This window comes from Micromonospora matsumotoense (genome assembly GCF_050951065.1).
GTDB lineage: Bacteria > Actinomycetota > Actinomycetes > Mycobacteriales > Micromonosporaceae > Micromonospora > Micromonospora matsumotoensis.
Map to the genome: position 1 here is coordinate 1,293,216 of NZ_CP192025.1, position 18,659 is coordinate 1,311,874.

At 66.7% G+C, this 18,659-nt stretch carries 11 protein-coding genes and 1 pseudogene; 2 read left to right on the forward strand and 10 right to left on the reverse strand.

The window, feature by feature from the left end; genetic code table 11:
* Positions 1-112: 112 nt before the first annotated feature.
* The 10 genes from ACQP1S_RS06060 to ACQP1S_RS06105 all read right to left on the reverse strand — a co-directional run bounded on the left by ACQP1S_RS06060 (position 113) and on the right by ACQP1S_RS06105 (position 17,470).
* Positions 113-1,195: a Wadjet anti-phage system protein JetD domain-containing protein gene (locus ACQP1S_RS06060; protein ID WP_432903924.1), complete on the reverse strand. Its 1,083-nt coding sequence runs from the start codon at positions 1,193-1,195 to the stop codon at positions 113-115.
* A complete protein-coding gene (locus ACQP1S_RS06065) occupies positions 1,192-5,844 on the reverse strand; it encodes a hypothetical protein (protein ID WP_432903927.1) in 4,653 nt (1,550 codons plus the stop codon). The genes ACQP1S_RS06060 and ACQP1S_RS06065 overlap by 4 nt, the downstream gene beginning before the upstream one ends.
* Positions 5,845-5,867: 23 nt before the next feature.
* Positions 5,868-6,608: a hypothetical protein gene (locus ACQP1S_RS06070; RefSeq protein WP_432903929.1), complete on the reverse strand. Its 741-nt coding sequence runs from the start codon at positions 6,606-6,608 to the stop codon at positions 5,868-5,870.
* Entirely contained in the window at positions 6,605-8,110 is a 1,506-nt protein-coding gene (locus ACQP1S_RS06075) for a hypothetical protein (protein ID WP_432903932.1), read from the reverse strand. The genes ACQP1S_RS06070 and ACQP1S_RS06075 overlap by 4 nt, the downstream gene beginning before the upstream one ends.
* A gap of 275 nt (positions 8,111-8,385) precedes the next feature.
* Entirely contained in the window at positions 8,386-11,379 is a 2,994-nt protein-coding gene (locus ACQP1S_RS06080; protein WP_432903934.1) for an AAA family ATPase, read from the reverse strand.
* The gene (locus ACQP1S_RS06085; RefSeq protein WP_432903937.1) at positions 11,376-12,605 is read right to left on the reverse strand and encodes a metallophosphoesterase family protein; all 1,230 of its coding nucleotides are present in this window, start codon (positions 12,603-12,605) and stop codon (positions 11,376-11,378) included. Before ACQP1S_RS06085 ends, ACQP1S_RS06080 begins: the two co-directional genes overlap by 4 nt.
* A gap of 58 nt (positions 12,606-12,663) precedes the next feature.
* Positions 12,664-13,986 carry an AAA family ATPase gene (locus ACQP1S_RS06090; RefSeq protein ID WP_432903940.1) on the reverse strand — a complete coding sequence of 441 codons (1,323 nt, stop codon included), beginning with the start codon at positions 13,984-13,986 and terminating at the stop codon, positions 12,664-12,666.
* Positions 13,983-15,470: a hypothetical protein gene (locus tag ACQP1S_RS06095; protein WP_432907829.1), complete on the reverse strand. Its 1,488-nt coding sequence runs from the start codon at positions 15,468-15,470 to the stop codon at positions 13,983-13,985. The genes ACQP1S_RS06090 and ACQP1S_RS06095 overlap by 4 nt, the downstream gene beginning before the upstream one ends.
* Before the next feature lie 5 nt (positions 15,471-15,475).
* Positions 15,476-16,606, reverse strand: coding sequence for a hypothetical protein (locus ACQP1S_RS06100; RefSeq protein WP_432903943.1), 1,131 nt, complete (start codon positions 16,604-16,606; stop codon positions 15,476-15,478).
* A 63-nt stretch (positions 16,607-16,669) separates the two neighbouring features.
* Positions 16,670-17,470, reverse strand: coding sequence for a hypothetical protein (locus tag ACQP1S_RS06105; RefSeq protein WP_432903946.1), 801 nt, complete (start codon positions 17,468-17,470; stop codon positions 16,670-16,672).
* A 79-nt stretch (positions 17,471-17,549) separates the two neighbouring features.
* Between ACQP1S_RS06105 and ACQP1S_RS06110 the strand changes: the two are divergent.
* Positions 17,550-17,663 (forward strand): annotated as a pseudogene (locus ACQP1S_RS06110) (IS5-like element ISFal3A family transposase); the annotation flags it as partial.
* A 41-nt stretch (positions 17,664-17,704) separates the two neighbouring features.
* A complete protein-coding gene (locus tag ACQP1S_RS06115) occupies positions 17,705-18,046 on the forward strand; it encodes a hypothetical protein (RefSeq protein WP_432903948.1) in 342 nt (113 codons plus the stop codon).
* Positions 18,047-18,659: the final 613 nt, after the last annotated feature.

Here is an 18,659-nt window from a genome sequence, read left to right on the forward strand (position 1 = left end):
GCGGGTCAGGCCGGAAACACCGTTAGATCCACAGACCCAGACCCCCGGGCACACCAGCGCGGTGTTGGCCGTGGTGTGAAGCCCGGATGGTCGCCACCGAATCGCCATGTAGTTACAGCTCGGTCGTTGCCCACCAATTACGGTCCAAGACTTCTTGAGCGACGCGCTGTCCATTGACGAGTAGGCGGTGTGCCCGGTCGCGTTGATCGTCCTGGAGCCACTTGACTGCCTGTCGTGCGAGCTCTTCCGGGACAGGGGCATTACGTTTGCCTGTTCGATCGCGGGAGGGATCGAGCATGGTGCTGTAGGCGGCGTGAAACGGCTGAGGCTCGGGGAATCCGAGGGCGTTGAGGTTGGCGGCTAGCGTTTGCGGTATGTCGAGGCCGTCGATATCCAGGTCGCCGGCGTAGACGATGCGCTCGGGAGTCGCGCGAAGCTGTAGGTGGTCGGCCAGGGCGATGACCGGTTCGGCCTGGGCCGCCTCCCACCCGTTGCCAAAGGCGATTGCGGCGAAAGGGCCGCGCGACTGACGTAGAGCGCGCCAGGCAGAGTCGAAGGTGGCCTGGTTTTCGACGATGAGCAGATCGCCGGCGGCGGCAAGGCGGGCTGCACGCAGCGGGGCGACGGGGCGTTCGTAGGCGAGATCCTGTGGTTTCAGGCGCCCGGGGGCGAAGATGCTGCTCGGCTCGATGCGAGCGAGGGTCTTCTCGTCGTTGAAGATGCTGAGTGAGCGTTCTTCCCGGGCGAGTATGGCGGGTTGTTCGCCGAGGTGCTCCAGCAGCCAGCTATTGATCTGCTGGAGCGCAGCGCGCAGGGCCGTCGGCGGCTTGCACGTTCGCAGCCACGTGCCGATCCATCGCGAAATGATGGGCATCCAGGTGGTTGTGCTCATGTCGATGGGAGGGACTTTGCCGGAGATGTCGGCGATGATGACGACCCATCGCGGCAGAGGAGGTAGCGCGGCATGGTCCCACAACTGTCCTGAACGAGGCGTTTCCGCGGCTTCCTGTTTGACGAGTTCGTCAATAGCATTGCTGAGCCGTTGGCGGGCACCGGGTCGGGTGGCGGCGTGCGCTTCGATGGCTGCCTGCATGGTGAGCAGGGTGGTGAGGGAGGCCCGGGTGCGGCCCGTGTCGATGGCGTGGGCCAGTAGTCGTGCCTGCAATGCGGCGGCGAGCGTGGTTGCCGGCGTCATGGAAGTTCGTCTACTTCGTCGTCGAGTACAGCGTCGGAGTCGCCGGGGTCGCTCGTCCTGAGCATCGGGTCGGTGATGCTGATCCTGGCGACGGCTGTGTCGAGGATGACTGGTGCTGTCGTTGCGACGAGGGGTTCACGTCGAAGCTGCCTCGGGAGGTCTGCGGCGACGGCCGCTTCGGGAACGACCAGGACTCGTTTGCCCGCCTCCTGGACCTTGAGCTGTACCCAGTTGGAGAACACGCTGAGTGCGTGCGAGTCGCGTGACGCGGTGAGCAGGATGAGCTGGACGCGCAGCCCGCGTGCCACCTGGCGGATGAGGCGCAGCAAGGACGGTTCGACGACTTTGGCGAAGATGTTGTCGATGATGAGGAACGTTTGTTCCTTCCGGCTCGGGTTGCGCATCGAGAGCATGAGCGCGGCGATGATGACGGCCATGGTGACGCCTTCGCCGCCGGAGGTGCGCATGGCAATTTCTTCCATGGGGTGGTGCTTGCTGTCGAACGGCACCTTCGGGATGAGGACTTCCGCGCGCAGGTTCGGCGTGATCGCTTCGACAAGCGCCTCAAGGGGGGCCGGTTTCCGACTTGGGCGTCTACCTGCTGGCGCCTCCTCCGGTTTGATCATGACTTCGAGGGCGTCCCGGACCAATTTCTGCCGGTTGTCGCGGCTCGACTCGCTCCACTGAATTTTTAGGAACTCTTGGCCGGACCACACGCCGAGCCGGTCGTCGGTGGGGAGTTTGGATCGGCTCGCGATGGTGCGGATCTTGCTGCGGATGGACTCGACGGTGTTGCTGACGACCTGTGCGGAATGGTCGAGTTCGGTGCTGAAGTTGCGCAGTTCGGCTTGGACGGCGGCGAGGCGCTGACTGGCGTCGTAGTCGTTGGAGGTTGCGTTATCGATCAGTTCGGCCAGCGGTGAGGACTTGAGTCGGCTCACGATGGTGCCGGAAGCCTTACCGGGTGCGTTGACGCTGCACTCGCGCAGCTTCTCCGCCAAGGCGTGGGCCTGGCCTTCGGCCGTTTGGCATTGCCGTTCCACGTGTTCGATGGCCTCGAGGACGCCGGTGACGAAGCGCTCGAGGTCGTCGGCGCTGAAGCGGTCGAGACCGGCAGCGAGGCTCAAGGGGTTGGCGGCTAGTTTGGCCTCTTCCAGAGCCTCGTTCATCCATCGAAGTCGAGTGACGACCGGATGGGTGGTGTCGAGCGAGGCGCTCGTCTCCCACAGCAGATCATCGAGGCTGACGGGCTGTCCGAGCTTGCCTGACTGGGCCAGGGATTTACCGGCTGCGGTGAGGTTGGCGGCGAGGCGGTCTTTAACGGTCGATGCGAAAGCGGTGAGCCTGTTCTGGAGTAGGGTCGCCTGGTCCAGGGTCTGCTTCGTCTCCCTCATGCTCTCTTTGGCAGTGGCGATCAGCTTCTGGACCTCGTCCAGGTGGTGGTTCGTGGTGGTCAGGTCAGGCGAGTGCCATTGAACGTCGAGCGGTGACTGCGCTCCCTTCTCTCCGCGAGCCGCGTTCCACGCGGTCTTGGCGGCTTGGTGGCGTTGTTGGGCGGCGCCTCGCGCCTCGATGAGAGCGCGGACCCGTCGCTCGGCCTGTTTGTCGGCGCGATCCCATTCGACCAGGGACGTGTGCGGGGCTTGGCGGAACATGGCTCGTGCCTGCTGCTGAGCGGCCTGGCTGAGTCTGCCGAGAGCAGCCGAGCACTCCTCCATTCTTTCCTGCGCGGTACTGATGCGGGAGCGTAGGTCGGCGTCGGTGACGAGTCCTTGGTATTGCTGGTTCAGGTCACGTAGGCGGCTGTCGAGGGCGTCGCGAGGTAGTTCGAGCAGGTTGGGTTCAGGTTCGGTCGCCTCTCCGGGATGCCCCGAGAGGATGTCGTGGACGCGGGACAGCCGGCGACGCAGTTCGCTGGTCTGGACGGCGAGACCCCGGCGCTGCTCTGCGAGTCCGCCGGTGCGATTACGGATCTCTTGCCGCTCGTCCTCGTGCTCACGCTGGTTGTGTGCGGCTTGGTCACGCCGGCGGCGGGCATCTTCTTCAATTTGAGTACGCTGGCCTTCGCCAGCGTCAAACTCGGCCAGCGGTTGGACCTTGCGTTCGGCTTCTTCGGCCTGCTCCGCGCGGGCGCGCTCGTCGTCGGCGTCCTTAAGGTGCTTCTTTGCCTGCTCGTGGGTGTCCTGCGCGTCCTCGAACAGATGCTTCTGTTTCTCGACAAGTTCTGCGCGGGTGATCCTCTGTTGCTCGATCTGCTCACGAAGTCGATGGGCGCCGCCTTGACCGATCTCGCTCGTCCAGCGGTCGAGCTCCCGCATCAGGTGCTCACCGGTGACGATGGTCGTTTCGGCCTTGTCACGGCTTGTCAAGGCGGTGTCGAGTTCCTGCTCGACACGTGTGACGGCTTCCTGGCCGGCCTGCTGGTCCCAGAGCGCGGGATCGGGGAGGACGACGGTCCGCCGATCACCGCTCGTGCCGTCGAAGAACGAAGCGCCGCAAGCCACGACAACGGGGCCGGGTACGGAAATCCCGTGTTGATTCGCGGCGAGCCACTCCTCCACCGCGGCGAAGTCGTCCTCGATGGGTACGACGATGCCGTCGGCAAGCTCGGGGTGGTTGCGTAGTAACGAGGTGGCCTTGTCGGGGGCGATGCGAGACAGCCAGGTCCAGCCGGGTACGGCGCCGCGGCCGGTGTGGTGTTGCAGTTGAGTGACGAGTTCGTCGACTTCGGGTCGGGCGGGTAGCAGCTGGCTGGCCTGCAGTGCCTGGACGTTGCGTTCGAGCTGGCTGACGCGTACGGCACGGGTTCGGGCGGTGGCGCGTGTTCCGTCGAGCCGGGCGCGGATGTCGGCGTGGACGATGTCGGCGTGTTCGTCGAGGTCGACGCGGTCGATCTCGACCAGCCCTGATGCCGTCACCTCGTTGGTGAGGTTGTCGGTGCGCCGCACCATCTCAGCCAGGCTGTTCTCGTTCGTGGTGATCTGGTGTGCGGCCGTGTCGAGGTCGCCTTGGAGTCGGTGGGCTTGCTGGGTGGCTTCCTTGGCCCGGTCGTCATACCGGGCGGCCTGCTGACGGTTCGAGGTGATGTTGCTACGGGCCGCTTCGGCGGTCTGCCGGTGTCGTGTGACGGCGCGGTGTGCCGGCTCGTCGGTCTCCAGGGACCCGTCGTCGCGAAGCTCCTGCCGGAGGATTTTGCCGTCGGCGCGTTGCTCGGTGACCTTCTCCAGGTCGGCGCGGGCCTCGGCCTCCTGCACGGTGCAGGCCGTGACCGCCTTATCGAGGACCTCGAGCCGGCGGGCATCGGCCTGTTCCTGGGAGTCGAGCCGGCCGTCGCTCTGGGCCAAAGCGGCGATCTCGTCCTTGAGTCGTTTGGTGAGCAGTTGCGCCGTGGTCGCGAGGTCTCGGCGCAGCGGCGCCGCATCACGGACCTTGTCCTGGAGCTGGTCGAGGGCAAGCTGCTGGTCCTGTGCGGCGACGGCGTGCTGGGCCAGTTGAATGCAGCCCTTGGCCGCTTCAAGCCCGCCCTCCGCTCTGGTGACCTCCTCGTCTGCGGTCTTCGCTCCCAGCGCCGCTTGGTCGACTTCCTGCTGGCATCGGCGCGCGATCAACGCGGCTCGCTGCCCTTCGAGGTGCTTCTGCCGGCGGTCTGCTGTGTTCCGGGCGGTCGTGGCGGCGCCGTGGACCTGGTTGACGTGGGTTGTTGCGGTGTCCGCCGTCGCGGTCCACTGCTCGACGAGCCGGGTGGTGTCGGCCCACTGCGTCAACGCTGCGGTGCGTGCTGTCTGCTGCTTCTTGAACAGGTCGGCCGCGGCGGCGAGCGGCTCGGTGTATCGGCGGGCGGCCGTGAGGAACGCTTCGGTGGCCTCGTCCACCTCCTGATTGGCGACCTTCACCTTGAGTCGCGTGATCTCGCGTGCCACCGTCGTAAAGTCTTTCGGGTCGGCCAGCACATTGATGAGGCTGTTGAGAAATGTGCGGCTGCTGTCGTAGGTAAAGATGCGGTCGGCCGCTCCTTCGTCGAGGTTCATCTGCAGGAGGAATCGCCGGAGAAAATCGAGGTCGAAGCCACGGCTTGCCAGTTCGACCGCCCACTTGCCCTGATCGTCGGTGTGGGCTAGTTGCAGGGTGGGGTCGCTGTTCTTGGAGGCGATAAGGTGGTCAAGGAAATCGGTGTGAGACATGGGGCGGCCGTCGGTGCCGCGGACGGGCAGGGTGTCGAAGGTCAGCGCGTCGTTGGTTTGGAAGCAGAAAAACAACTCGCTGGCGCGGTCCTGCGCTTCGCTGTCGCGCCAGGCGGCGTATCCGACAATCAGCCGCGGTGCTACCCCGAACAGGTTCTCGGCGGTTCCCGCGATGGCGTGTTCACAGATGACGTAGGTGGTTGATCCGGCTGGGATGTAGTGCTCGAACTTCTTCTGCTCGCCGGCCTTACCCTGGTGCCGGATGGCGAGTTTGGCCAGGAACTTGTCACGGTGCGGTTCGTAGGCGTGCAGCCACATGGCGATGATGGTGCTCTTGCCGCCGCCGTTCTGCAGCTTGATGACGGTGTCGTCGGGTTGGCCGTTGGTGCGTAGATCGATGATTAGGTCGGCGAAGCGAGGGCGTTCAATACCTACGTTGACGAGGCGCAGCCGAGTGGGGGCAAGCATTTGTCGGGCTCCCGGGTGACGAGTCAAGCATTGGTGGGGCGCAGCGCCTCGAACAGGGGGTTCATCAGGAAGTCGGGGAACTGGGCGAGCAGTCGTCGCCGGATTCGGTAGTTTTTCTGTTCTGCGGGGCTGTCTGGTGTGAGGTCGCTGACGAATCCCAGTTGCTGCAGTCCGTCCAGCGTCTGGTAGACGAGATAGGTGGAGGTGGTGCGGGAGGTGCGCTTGACCGCGCCGCCGTAGGTGGTTCTGCTCAGCCACAACGACCACATTGGGAGTTCCTGGTCGGGAGTGCCTGCCGCGACGTCAGGCGCGTTGGCCTTCTCCCGCTCGCAGAATTCCCGGATGTACTCCTCGAGTTGCAGGACCGAGACCGAGGGCACCGCCCGGTCGGTGTCGTTGAGCGTCGCCTCCAAATCGACACCGGCGGGGAACTGCATGGCGAGCAGCGCCACGATGGTCAGCATCCGGGCTGCGCGGTCTACGGAGTCGTCGCCCCTGTTCCACGGCAAATCCGGCGCCTTTCCCGGCCAGGACCAAGGGCTGCCCGAGCGGGGGAACAGCACCAGTCCGATGGTCTCGTTGGCGTCCGTGACCTCGCATTCAGCGCCGCCGAGGACGGCGTCCACGGCGTCGCGAAAGTGCGGGTTCATCACGTACTCGTGGATCAGCCGGCGGTATTCGGCGCGGTCGCCGCTGGCCCCGGGGGTCATGGCTATGTTGGTGCCGAAGGCGATGAGTCGGCCGACATCTTCGAAAGAAATCACTGGTTCCCTCCTGCCGCGGCTGGTACGGGTTGCAAGAGAAGGTCGTCGCCCGCAATACCGGGCAGGCTGAGCGGCGTGTTGTCGTTGATCACGCGGATCCGGTCGGGATCGAGCAACTCCCGCTGCCTCGTCAGGACCGCGATCGTCAGGTCGTCGGCGGCTTCTGTGGCGTGCGGCGGAGCGAACGCGGTCAGGGTGACCAGGCACACCAGGTGCGTCAATGTGGCGTGCTCGCCGGTGCGGCACAGATCAGGATGATCGCGGACCGCCCGAGTCAAGAGTTCTGACAGGCGTGTCGGCTGATCGACTGCGCCGAACAACTCGCGCAGGCAGTTGAGCGTCTCGTCGCGGATCCACGGCACCGGCGCGACGATGTCGTCGATCTCGAACGGGTTGTCGACCGGAGCCGGCGTGACGCGGCGGACTTTGGGCGCCGTTCGTTCGACGAGTTCAAGGGCGGAGGGCACGCGGGGCCGGCGGACGCCGAGCGCCAGCGCGCATACCGGTTCCAGGAGTGTTTCGAGGGCGCCGGCCTTCATACCGATGAGCGGGGCGAACAATGTCTTCTCGGGGTCGTGCAGGTTGCCTCGGTAACGCGTCCACACCTGCCGGTCCTGTTCTTCGGCGAAGACTTGGTTAACCTGGCTGACCTCGTGTAGGACGTCGGACAGGTCGTCACAGCGGCGTTCGAGCAGCGCTTCGGTCTCGCGCATCTGCTGTTCGCCGGGCTGGTCGGGTTCGAGGCGCTGTTGCACACGGTGTTTGAAGTCGCTCGTGGTCTTCAGCTGCTCGCCGAGCACCTGCATGATTCGTTCCATCGTCGGTTGTACGTCGTGGACGTAGTCCACCGAACGCACGTCACGGCGAATCTGCTTGATCTGGTCGCGGATGCGCTCGACCAAAGCGTTGAGCGTCATGTGCTGGCGCCGTACTGTGGCGACCACTTCATCGACGTCACCGCGGGCCAGCTGCCGGTCGGCGATGAAATTCTCCGCCGCGTTCTGGTCCTCGAGATCGAGGGTGTAGAGGCCTTGGAACATGTTCACCGCACGGGCGTCGGCCTTCACCGTCGGCACGGCGTCCTCGCCGCCGACCAGGTACAAATACTCCAACGGCTTCTGCAGCCGCTGATAGCTCTCGCCGGTCCAGTCACCGTAGAAGTCGATGAACGCCTGCCCACCGGTGGAACGGCCGTGCATCAGGTCAACCACTGCCGTCACGACCTCCCGGTGCTCGGCATCGGGCCGGCCCGTTCCGGCACGCTGCGCCAGAGGCAGCAGCTCGTCGATCAGCTGCTCGCGGGTCCACCCTCCGGCAAGGCGACTGGGCTCGACAACCAGGTACAACGCGGCGAGCGCGATCGTGGGCGGGTCGTACACGTTCCAGTCGCCGTGGTTGTTGACCAGGTTCTGCAGTCGTACGGCAAGCGCAGAGATCATGCCGAATGACTGCCGTTGGCGTGGCTGCCATTGGCGGACGAACTCCTCGAGTGCCGGTTTCACCGCGAGATCACCTGCCCGACGCTCGGTAGGTGAGTGATCCTCCGGGCCGCCTCGCGTGTGCGGCGTTGGAGAGGCCCGTTGGGCGCGGCTGGCTGAGGAAGAGGGCGAATCAGCAGCGCCGGCGGACAGTGCACGCCTTCGTCGGCGATGGGTGGGGTGTCGCCGCGAGTGGTGGTGGCGTTGATGTCGGCTACCTCCGTCCGGGTGCGGATACTTGCTGCTCTAGGTTGCGCCTTGGCGCCGATTGCTGGCGCAGCCGGTGGTGGTGCCTGCGGTCAGGGGTGTAGTGGCCCGGCGCCGGCTTCGTCGGCGAGTTCGAGTAGTTCGGCGTCAGTGGCCCAGCGCGCGGTGCTTCCCGCGGCGGTGTTGGAGACGCGGAGCAGTGCTGGAACGTGTTGGGCCACGGCGAGCATGTGGCTGATCACGACGACGAGGCGGCCAGCGGCGACTTGGGTGGACAAGGCATCCAGAGCGTAGGTGAGGGCGGTCTGGTCGAGGCTGCCGAAACCTTCGTCCAGGAAGAGGGATTCGGCTTTCCCGCCGCTGCTGCTGGCTTGTTCGACCACGGCGAGCGCGAGCGCGAGGCTCGCCTGGAACGTTTCGCCGCCAGAGAGGGTCTTCACGTCGCGCAGGATGCCGGTGTGGGCGTCGAAGATCTGGAAGTCGGGGCCGAAGGCGAACCGGCCGAGGGTCATGCCGCGGATGATTGCGGTGGCGGCACCGAGCAAACTTTGCTGTCGCTCCTGAACAACGGCGGCGCCGAATTTCCCGTTGCCGAGCAGCTCGACCAATGCGGAGAGTCCGTCAAGGTGCGGCTGGGCGGACGCGATGCGGCGCACCAGGTCGTCCATCACCGGGATCTGGGTCAGTGCGGTGTCGTGTGTCTTCACGGCGATGGCCCGGCGGCCGACGGCGTCGTCGTACGCGGCGCGGATGGGCTTGCCGCCGGTCGGCGCGTTACTGGTGATGGCGGCTGCTTCGTCGGCGAGCCGTTCGAGCAGTGAGCTGATATCCCCGGTCCGGGCCCGGCCGGCGTCGAGCGCACCCCGGGCGAGGTCCTTGAGGTCGGCCGCCCATCGGGCTTGGACGATGAGGTCGGCGGTGAGATCGAGCTGGGTGGCGGGCGGCGTGTGCAGCAACGCCGCGAGGGCGGCGTGGCCCGCGGAGACGTCCAGCATCCGCTGCTGGCTCTGCTTCGCCGGTGTTGTGACCTGATCGACGCGTTTCTCTACCAGCTGCTCACGTCGCGTCTCCAGCGCGTCGATGTCGGTGCTGAGCTGGGTGAGTTCGCTCCATTGCTCGCCCAGACGTAGCCGGTCGGCGGTCGCTTGGTCCCGTAGGCGGGTTACCAGTTCCGTGGTGGGTTGTTCCGGGCGGTATTCAGCCGGGATCTGCTGCATGAGGGTCGTGATCCTCTTGCGCAGCGCCGCCACCTGGATGTGAACGTCTTCCAGTTGGGCGGTACGACCGGCAATGTCCTTGTCGATGGCCTCGACGACCGCGGCGGCTTTCGCGGCGCTGTTGCGGATCTCCTCGACGCGCGTGGCTTTGGCCGCGGTCTGCTGGCGGGCGGCCGCGAGGACCTCGATATGTGGCGCGAGGTTGTGATCGTTGTGCCGGTCGAGGTCGATCACGCCGAGCTGCTGCGTGAGGACGGTGAGGGCGCTGCTCGCCTGGGCGGACTGGTCTGTGAGCTGGGTGGCTTTCTGCTCGGCGACCGTGTACGTCTCTCGTTCCTTGCTCAGTGCCGCCGTCGTCAGTTCGGCTTCGCGCTTGGCGTGGGCTCGGGCCTTCTTCATGGCTTGTTCGGCGTCGTGCAGGCCCGGCGCGTGCGGAGGTATAAAGCCGTCGGGCAGTTCGTGGTCGCAGATCAGGCAGGCGTCGCCCGGCTGCAGGCCGGCGGCGGCGTATGCGGCGGCGTTCAGGCGTTTCTGCCCCTCGAGCGTTTCCTCCGCCGCCGTCACCGCCTGATGGGCTTCCTCCTCGGCGGCGCGTTGCTGCTCTAGCTTCTCCGCCGAGGCTGAGTGGTCGGATCGTCGGTCACGCAGTTGCTGGGTGAGCTGCGTGACGCGAGCAGTCAGGTCACGGACGTCGCGCAGGGCAGCGCGCCACGCATCAAGCTGTTTCTCAAGGTCGCCTTCACGGTCCGCGGCGTTCTTCCGGTCCTGCTCGGTGTCCTTGCGCAGCGTGGCGAGCTTTTCGGCTTCCTCCCGTGCGCCGGTTGCCCCGGACTCCGTTGCTCGCAGCTCGGCGGTCTCGGTGTCGTAGCGGGACCTGGCGTCGGCCTCGCGGTCGATCAGTTCGCCGAGTTGGCCGAGCCCGGTAGCGGCGGTGGCGGGTACATCTGCGAGCGGGCCGCCTGGTCTGCGGTCTCCGAGGTGGGTAAGGAGATCGTCGCGCTGCTGACGCAGGGGGTTCAGTTCGGCGATAAGGGCACCGTCCATCACGGCGATGGTGTCATCGAGTTCGGCGAGTTTTTTGAGCTGCTCGGGTGCGCCGGTATCCATGATCGATGCGAGCTTGCCGATCAGCTCCAGCAGGCGTGTGCGTTCGTTCTCGGCGTCGACGCGCCGCGCGTCGATGCCGGCGAGCTGCTCTTGGGCCGCCCCGAGCTGTTTGATCTGCTCGTCGGCCTGCCCGATCTGGGTGGCGGCCTCAGCTGCGGCGGCGCGCGGGTCGTCGAGCAGAGCGGCTTTGCGCTCACGGAGTTTGTGCAGCCGGGGGGCGAGTGCGTCACGGCGGTCGCGGGCATGCCGGCTGATGGTGTCGAGGATGTCGAGGCCGAGCAGGCCTTTGAGCATGTGCGCCCGTTCAGCAGGCGAGGCGTGCAGTAGCTGTTCGAATTTGCCCTGCCGCAGGAGCACCGCGCGGACGAAGGTCTTCTGGTCGAGCCCGATGAGTTGCTGGATGCGGGTGTTGGTGGCGTCTCGGCCGAGACGCGTCTCCGAGCCGTCGACTGCCTCCAGCCGGTGGTGGGAGTTAGTCGACTTCTTCGACAGTCGTCGGCTGACCTTCCACTCTTTGCCGCGTGCTTCAAAGACGAGTTCCACGGCGAGCGTGCCGTCGCCGCCGTCGGCGATGAGCACCTTCGGGGTGGGAGCTTCGAAGGTACACGTCCCGAACAGGGCGAAGTTGATGGCGATGAAGATCGAGGATTTGCCGGCGCCGGTCTCGCCGGTGATCCCGACGAGCGTTTTGCCGCGGAAATCGATGTGTTGCCGGCTGATGTAGGACCGCAGGCCGGAGAAGGTGAGTTCAAGCGGTCTCATGCGACACCCGCCGTCTGATCGTCGGTGAGCAGCGCGTCGACGGCGAAGCAGGGGTCGCGGTCCTCGTTGTCGGCGGCGAGGAACTCGCCCATGATTGCCAGCACCGTGTCGATCGCAGCGGTGCGGGTGTCGATCTGCTGGAGGTAGGCGCCGAAGGCGTCCAACAGTGGCCGCTGGGCGGTAGCGGTGCCGGGTTCGACCACGAGCGCGGAACCCTGGGTGCCGGCGACACGCTGTTGCACGTCCAAGACGGTGGCGCGTTCGAGCAGGTCGTGGACGCGTTGCGTGAGTGCAGGGTCGTGGGTGTCGGTGTGCACTGTCGCAAGGCATAGGGCGTCGTTGATCACGGCGGCCTGGGATTGAAGATCCGCGAAGCTGCCTTCGAATCGGAACAGGGCTCGGCCACCGCGCAGCGGGATCGCCTCGCAGCGCGCGGGCATGCCAGGCTCCAGCGTGACCAGCGTGACGCTCTTGCGCTGGCCGGCCTCACCGAAGTCCAGCGGGATCGGCGATCCCGCGTATCGGCCGGTGACAGGGCCGGGCAGGTCCTGCGGGTCGTGGATGTGGCCGAACGCGGCGTAGTCGACCGGTGGGATGGCGGCGGGGTCGCAGGCGTAGTCGTCACTGCAATGCCGGGCACGCTCACTGCCTGAGAGCCCGGCACCGGTGACGTGCAGATGCGCTGCGAAGACCGTCAGCTCGCGACGCGGGTCCAGGCCCGCCGACAAGCCGGCGGTGATCCTCGCCTGCATGTCGGCGATGCGGGCACGGTAGGCGCCGGCCCATCGGCGAGGGTCGTCGAAAACATCGACGCCACGTTCGGCGGACACGAACGGCAGCGCGCCGATCCGCAGCGTGTTGCCGTCCCGGCCGGGCAGAACGAGGTGGTCACCGCCGATGCCGAGCGGCTTGTTGACGAAGTAGAGCCGGTTGAGGCGTCCGAGCCGGTCCAGGTAGCGCAGCAAGCTGAAGTTGTCGTGGTTGCCGGCGACCACGATGGTGGGGGCGATCGCCGCGAGTTCGGCGAGAGCGTCGACGACCCGCTCGATCTCGGCGTGGCTGACCTTGGAGTGGTCGATCAGGTCACCGGAGTTGATGATCGCGTCGGGCCGGACGTCCCGGGCGATTGCGATGAACTCGGTGAGGGCGTCGTCGAGGTCGGCGGCGCGGGAATGGTTGTAGGTGGTCCGTCCGGCGTGCCAGTCGGAAGTGTGCAGCAGTTGCATGCGAGCGGAACCCTTTCGCGAAGGGGACGTGCGCTGACGTCGAAGGGGGATCGGGCGTTTAGCCGAGGCCGCGGACCCGGTGGCCGGCGAGGTGGGCGAGGACGGCTTGGTTGGCTTCCCAGCCGTCGGGGAACTTGATGAAGGCTTTGAGGTGCATCGGTTCGGTCGACGGGTGCGCGTCCAGGAGTTCCGGGATGCCTTGGCGGCCCACGACGATGCAGGCATGCCGATGCCGAGAGGCCAGGACGCACAGGCGACCGGACTCAAGGTGGAATGCGGTAGCGTCGATGCGACCGGACAGCGGGTGCAGGATGACGGTGATGTCAAACTCAGCGCCCTGCAGCCGGTTGGCGGTGTCCACGCGGATGCCGGTGGCACCGCGGGCGCGTAGTTCCCGGCCGAGCGCGGCGACCTGGTCGCGGTGCGCCGCGCCGACGGCGATCCGGTCGGCGGTCAATGGCCGCCCCTCGCGGGCGTGTTCGCAGTAGGTTTCCATACCACGTTGCAGTAGGCGCGCGGCGATGTCTGCCGTCGCGGCGACCGCCTCCTCGTCGGTGCGCAGCGTGTTGCGGTGCGGTAACTCGTAGAAGCCCCAGCCGGTCTCGGCCGCCATTGCGATTACCTCGTCGACCGGAGTCGGCCGCAGGCCCGGCACGCGCATCACGGCGTTACGGTCTGCGGAGCCGGTGCCGGACTGGAAGGGGGTGAACGGGTAGAACGCCTCCTGGACGACCCCCGCCGCGCTCGGCGGCAGCCGCCACGACAGCGGCAGATGGTGCGGCGTGATCTCCGGGTTGTTCCGCAGCAGCACGGCGACCGCGCTCTGCATCGGATCCCACGGCAGACCGGCCCACCGCTCGCCGTCGACCGGGGAGAACGGGTCCAACTGCCCGGGATCGCCGACGAACAGCATCCGCTGGAACAGCGCGGCGATGAGCAGCAGCATGTCGGAACGCATCTGGTACGCCTCGTCGACGATCGCCCACGGCAGCTTTCCGGCCGTTTCGACCCGGCTCCACTTCGCCGCCGTTCCGACCACGACGCGACAGTCCGCGAGGGCGTCCAGGCGATTGCCGATCTGCACGTTCGGTAGCTGGACTGAGCCGGGCGGACGGTAGTCCTCGCGGGTGAGGCGGCCGATCAGAAGGTGCGGCAGCCGCGCGGCGATCTTTGCGGTGAGGTCGTCCACCTGCGCGTTGGTCTGGGCAACGACCATGATCGGCTCACCGGCTTCGGCGATCTCCGCGGCCGTCCGAACGACGAGCGTGGACTTACCCGCCCCGGGCGGCGAATCGACGACCACGCCCGATCGCTGGGTGCCGGTAAAAGCTGCGATGATCTCGGCGGTGCGGGCCTCGGCGAGCTGCTGCGGTGTCGTCATGACCAGTCCTCCGCCGCGTCCTCGGGAACGGGAACAGCTTCCGGCGGTGGACCGCCGTGGGTCCACGGAATATTCTCCCGCGCGGGCCAGGCCCGGCCGCGACGCACGAACGCATCGGCGAGCGCGGTGTAGACCACGTCGTCCCCGACGGCCGGGACGGATCCTGGTTCCGGTACCCGGCCGCGACCCATCTTGTCCTGCAGTTCGAGTTCGATCATCCAACCGTCGGTGGTCTCGTCGAGTCTGGTGATGAGCGCCCGCTGCCCGTTGCGGCTCGGGTCGTGCACCTGCTGTCCCTTGTCGAGACGTACCGGGTCCGTGGTGGTGACGGTGACCAGGGGCCGCGTCACGGATCGTTGCGCGCCGGGTACCCGACGATCGGGATCGCTTGCGACGACCTCGCCGGCGAACGCCTCGCCAGCGAGCCGGTAGTCGGCGAGGACCAGCGGGTCGTCGTAGGCGCGCTCGGCGTCGAAGCTGGCCAACCGCTGCTCCATCTCGGCAAGGCGTTGTGCGCCGCGTACCGCGTTGTCGCGCTTGGCCTGGGGATACCCGCCGTTCGTGACGTAGTGATGAAACGCGGTGAAGCGATCACGCTGCCGCTCCCATCGGCGGGCCACCCGCGCTGCCGGCGGCTCCGCCCGCAGCAGGTCGATGGCTCGCCACACCAGATCCCAGGTGGGCCGCATCTGTTCCACGAGCATGCCGGTCATCCGGTTGAGGACCTGCCGCCTGGCCGGTTCAGTCGCCGCTGAGGCGAGATCGCGCAGGGTGGGCTGCAGGAACAGCCGATCGAAGGTGGGATCAGTCGCCGGGCCGGCAGGCGGGCACACGGCTGGATCTTCGGCCCGGCGCGCCGCATCGATGACGGACATGCCCGGCGGCGGCGTCAGCCAGGCCATCAGCGCGGCGAGATTGCCGTCCTCGACGTCGCTCTGCCCGGTCGCCCACACCGCGCTCAACGCTCGGGTAGCCGGCACCAGGACGCTGGAGTCGGCGAACTCGGCCTGCTCCGCCAGCCAGGTGAGCCAGATACCCAATTGCCGCACGGACGGGGCAACGGCCCAGGGGCCTTCACTGGAGCGGAACCGCGTCATGCGCCCCAGCAACCGGACGTAATCGATGCCAGCCGGGTTAGGCACCCACACCTGAGGCGCCTGGGTTGCCCGTAAAGACAGTTCCGATCTGCGGGTCTCGACCCGCTGTGTGGTCGCCGCCATCGACGCGATCGGGAACAGTAGATGGCCGGCGAGACGTTCCGCGAAGCGAAGCCGTTCGGCTCGCTCGCGCGGCTGACGCGTAACGATGACCTCCGGCCGCCCGGGGTCAGAGCCCACCATCACCGCGAGCGGAGCGTTCGTCTCGCCGGCCAGGATGATCGGCACCAGGACGATCGGCCGCTCAGATATGTGCAGGTGGCGATACAGGGTGACACGCTGGGGCGTCTGCGAGCCGGCGGCGAGCACCCGGGCCAGCGAACTCATCACGGTCACCGCAAAGCCTCCAGAGCCTGCTGGCGCATCTGGTAAGCGCTACGGAGCAGACGAGCGGCCTGACGTTGGCTGTCGTCAGGCACCCGGCCGCCGGTCGCCAGCTCGATCGCTTCCGCGATGGAATCGATGCCGCCCAACTCCTCGCGAACCACCCGACCCAGCACCGGCACGGTGCCGTCCGCTTCCGCCCGGCACACCCCCGCCAGCTCGCAACTCTGAAGGCAATCCGGTGAATAGCGGGCCGAGACCTGCGCGACGGAGGCGGCAAGATCGTCCGGGCTCCGGGTCGCCTGCCCCGTCTCGTCAAGAACAAGGTCGAAGGTCAAGCCAGGAGGAAGGAGCGACAATAGGGCTTCGATCGACTCCATGCGGGTGAGGTGACGCCGCAGGGACGCCAGCGGCTTGCGCACGTCGACCAACTCGGCCACTGGCTGGTTCGTGAAGTCCCTGGGACACACCAATATCACTTTATGGGAGACCAGCTCCGGTGAAAGCCCGGCGGTTTGCAGCATCTCGCGCATCGCCAGTACGTAGACCGCCGCTTGCTGCGCGGCGGCGGCGACCTTGCCCGAGTCTGCCGTGCCGTCCACGATGGGGAACGACTTGATCTCGACGACATGGAAGCGGTCGCCGAACTTGAAGGCGATCAGGTCAGGCTCGATGTGGACCCGGACGCCGTTCATGGTGAGTTGCAAAATCGGGTGATCGAACATCGTCCCCACTGGGTCCGATGCTCGCGCCGCTTCCTCCAGGGCGCTCTGTGACCGCCTAAGCCGAGCGCTGATGCGGTCGTCGTCGTCGGCCGGGTTGAGGTCGTGATAATGCGCCTGCGCAGTTGGCAGATCGAGGTGCCCCCGCAGCAGCCGCAGAAGGTCGTTACCGCCCTCGGCCTTGACTTGCGCTTCGAAGCTCTTGCCGCGGGCCAGCGCCATACTGGACATCTGGCCGACAGTCATGCCGTGGCCGAGACGATCAGCGATCAGTACCTTATTCACGCCGGCGGCATCCATGAGCGTGCGACGGCGGCAGCCGGGGTTAGCGGCAAGAGCAGCGAGAGTTCGTGCGTTGTGCGGCTTTCGCGGTGCCGCACCACGGATGGCGTTGAGGCGGTCGTCGATGACGGTCATTGTATCCTCTGGAATGACGGGTCCGGTCTTCGCGGTACCGGGCCGCCGATATCGGGGAAGTTCTTAGTCAGCGCTCCGGACGACCCTGAGCGGTTGAGCACCGAACAGCTGCTGGACGTCATCGAGTCGACGTCGTGCCGCTTCGGCAGCAGCCTTGCGTTGTGCCCGATCAGAGTCGTCATGGACCGCCAGCTCGGCTCGCGCAGCCGCGATGATCGCCGCAGGCCTGGCCGAGCCGAACGATTCTGCCGCGCCGGGAATGTTGGTCGCAAACCGCCACAGAAGGTTGCTCGTCTGCGGCCCGGGATCACCGGTCCGCTCGACGTGCTCGGCAAGCCTGATCGCCCCTGAAAGGAAATCGACACGCGGGGACAGCGGACCGATCATCCGCCGGTCCAGAGACCACGTGGAGACGGCCAACAACCCCCGCACGCTTACCCACTGGTCCACCGCGAGCGCACTGCACAAGTAGTACGGGCGAGCAAAGGGCGCCGACCGAAACGACCGCTCCTCGTCTCGCCGCAGGCTGGTCAGTTTCGCGCTGACCAGCTCACCGGCGTAGAACGCGTCATGCACCGCCACGATCAGCTTCGGCGCAGCCGGCACCCCCAACAGCGTCAGCACTTGATGAACCTGCTCCCGCATCGGCAACAGCGACGCCCCGGAAGGCAACGGGGCCAGCGGGGACCGTCCCGTATCCGACCCCTCGATGTCCAGCAGGCCCGTGTCCCATCGCTGCTCAGCCGCGCGGAGCTCAGCCCGAAGCCCAGGAACTTCGGCGCGCTGGCCGCTGGACAGCGCACGGCGGATCTGCGCTCGCAGCCCTGAGATCAGGTCTTCGAGTTCATCCATCGCCTCCGCCATGCGGGAGAAGCTACCACACCCTCCACTAGATTCCAGTAATTTCCAGCAGGATCCCCGAACGGAGTCGCGACTGCGACGCCGGAAGGTCAACGGCCGGAAGCGGTTCATCGTCACCGACAGCCTCGGGCTGCTGGTCACCGTCTGGGTCTTGGCCGTTTCCTGGCAGGACCGCGACGGCGCTAAAGGCCTGATGCCGCAGGCGGTCGATGTCACCTCGACCAACCTGTTCGGCCCGTGCACACATCCCTGGCCGTCCCGGCGATCATCTCGGGGACCTTTTTCGGCACCTTTCACGACCCGAACCGCAGCTGCCTGACTCTCGCCGGCTCTGGCACGTCGACCTCGACGATCACCTGGAACACCGGGCAGACCAGCACCCTGGCCCTGAACTTCAACACCACCATCGTCGGCGCGGTCTACACCTTGATCCTGACCGGAACCGTCACCGGTGGCCTGTTCGCAGGCGACAGCGTGCTCAGCAATCAGACCGGCCCGGCCACCGACGTACTGCTCTGCACCGCCGGGCTCGGCACCGTGGCCAGCATCTACACAGCCGGCACGATCACGTTCACCTGAGCGACACCCATGACCAGCCAGGCTGCGGACCCGCCCAGAGCGGCGAAGCCACAAGCAGGTGGCCTGGTGCCAAGGTCCACGATTCCCCAGGAAGGTGGTGTCGGGATGAGCGGCACCCCGATGAGACGGCAAGCGGCATGGGTTCCACGACTGACACCACCCTCGGCAGCTTGAGCGGGCGACGCCATGAGTGGGCCACTATGTCTGCTCTGAAGGCCCAGGCCCGACGCCTGGAGAAACAGATCAGCGGGTCGACCGGACGTTCCTGGAGGAGGTCGGCATCGTCTGGAACGCCTTCGCCTGCGGTTGTTCCGTTACGGGCCCGTGGGAACCCACCAAACCTGCCCTTGCTGGGGGCCAGTTGGACTGCCCACCGTTCGCGAACTCGCCGAGGCGCTGAGCGCCCGGCTCGGCACCGACGTCAGCGTGCAGACCGTCCGGCGCCTGCTCCGCAAGCCCCGCGACGAGGCCGCCGTTGGAGTCGACACTGCGGAGTAGGCCGAGTCTGAGCAAGGCCGGCACCGGCAACGCTTCCGTTATAACGGCTCCGCGCGAGACCCGCGCGCCCGCGCCGTGTCCCCCCAGAAAGCAATGGGCCGGACTCCAACGAGCG

What these genes read in the sequence shown, in the direction of transcription:
- ACQP1S_RS06060 (WP_432903924.1), bottom strand. Translation starts at nt 1,195, where the DNA reads ATGACGCCGGCAACCACGCTCGCCGCCGCATTGCAGGCACGACTACTG.
- ACQP1S_RS06090 (WP_432903940.1), bottom strand. Translation starts at nt 13,986, where the DNA reads ATGACGACACCGCAGCAGCTCGCCGAGGCCCGCACCGCCGAGATCATC.
- ACQP1S_RS06095 (WP_432907829.1), bottom strand. Translation starts at nt 15,470, where the DNA reads ATGAGTTCGCTGGCCCGGGTGCTCGCCGCCGGCTCGCAGACGCCCCAG.
- ACQP1S_RS06065 (WP_432903927.1), bottom strand. Translation starts at nt 5,844, where the DNA reads ATGCTTGCCCCCACTCGGCTGCGCCTCGTCAACGTAGGTATTGAACGC.
- ACQP1S_RS06105 (WP_432903946.1), bottom strand. Translation starts at nt 17,470, where the DNA reads ATGGCGGAGGCGATGGATGAACTCGAAGACCTGATCTCAGGGCTGCGA.
- ACQP1S_RS06080 (WP_432903934.1), bottom strand. Translation starts at nt 11,379, where the DNA reads ATGAGACCGCTTGAACTCACCTTCTCCGGCCTGCGGTCCTACATCAGC.
- ACQP1S_RS06100 (WP_432903943.1), bottom strand. Translation starts at nt 16,606, where the DNA reads ATGACCGTCATCGACGACCGCCTCAACGCCATCCGTGGTGCGGCACCG.
- ACQP1S_RS06085 (WP_432903937.1), bottom strand. Translation starts at nt 12,605, where the DNA reads ATGCAACTGCTGCACACTTCCGACTGGCACGCCGGACGGACCACCTAC.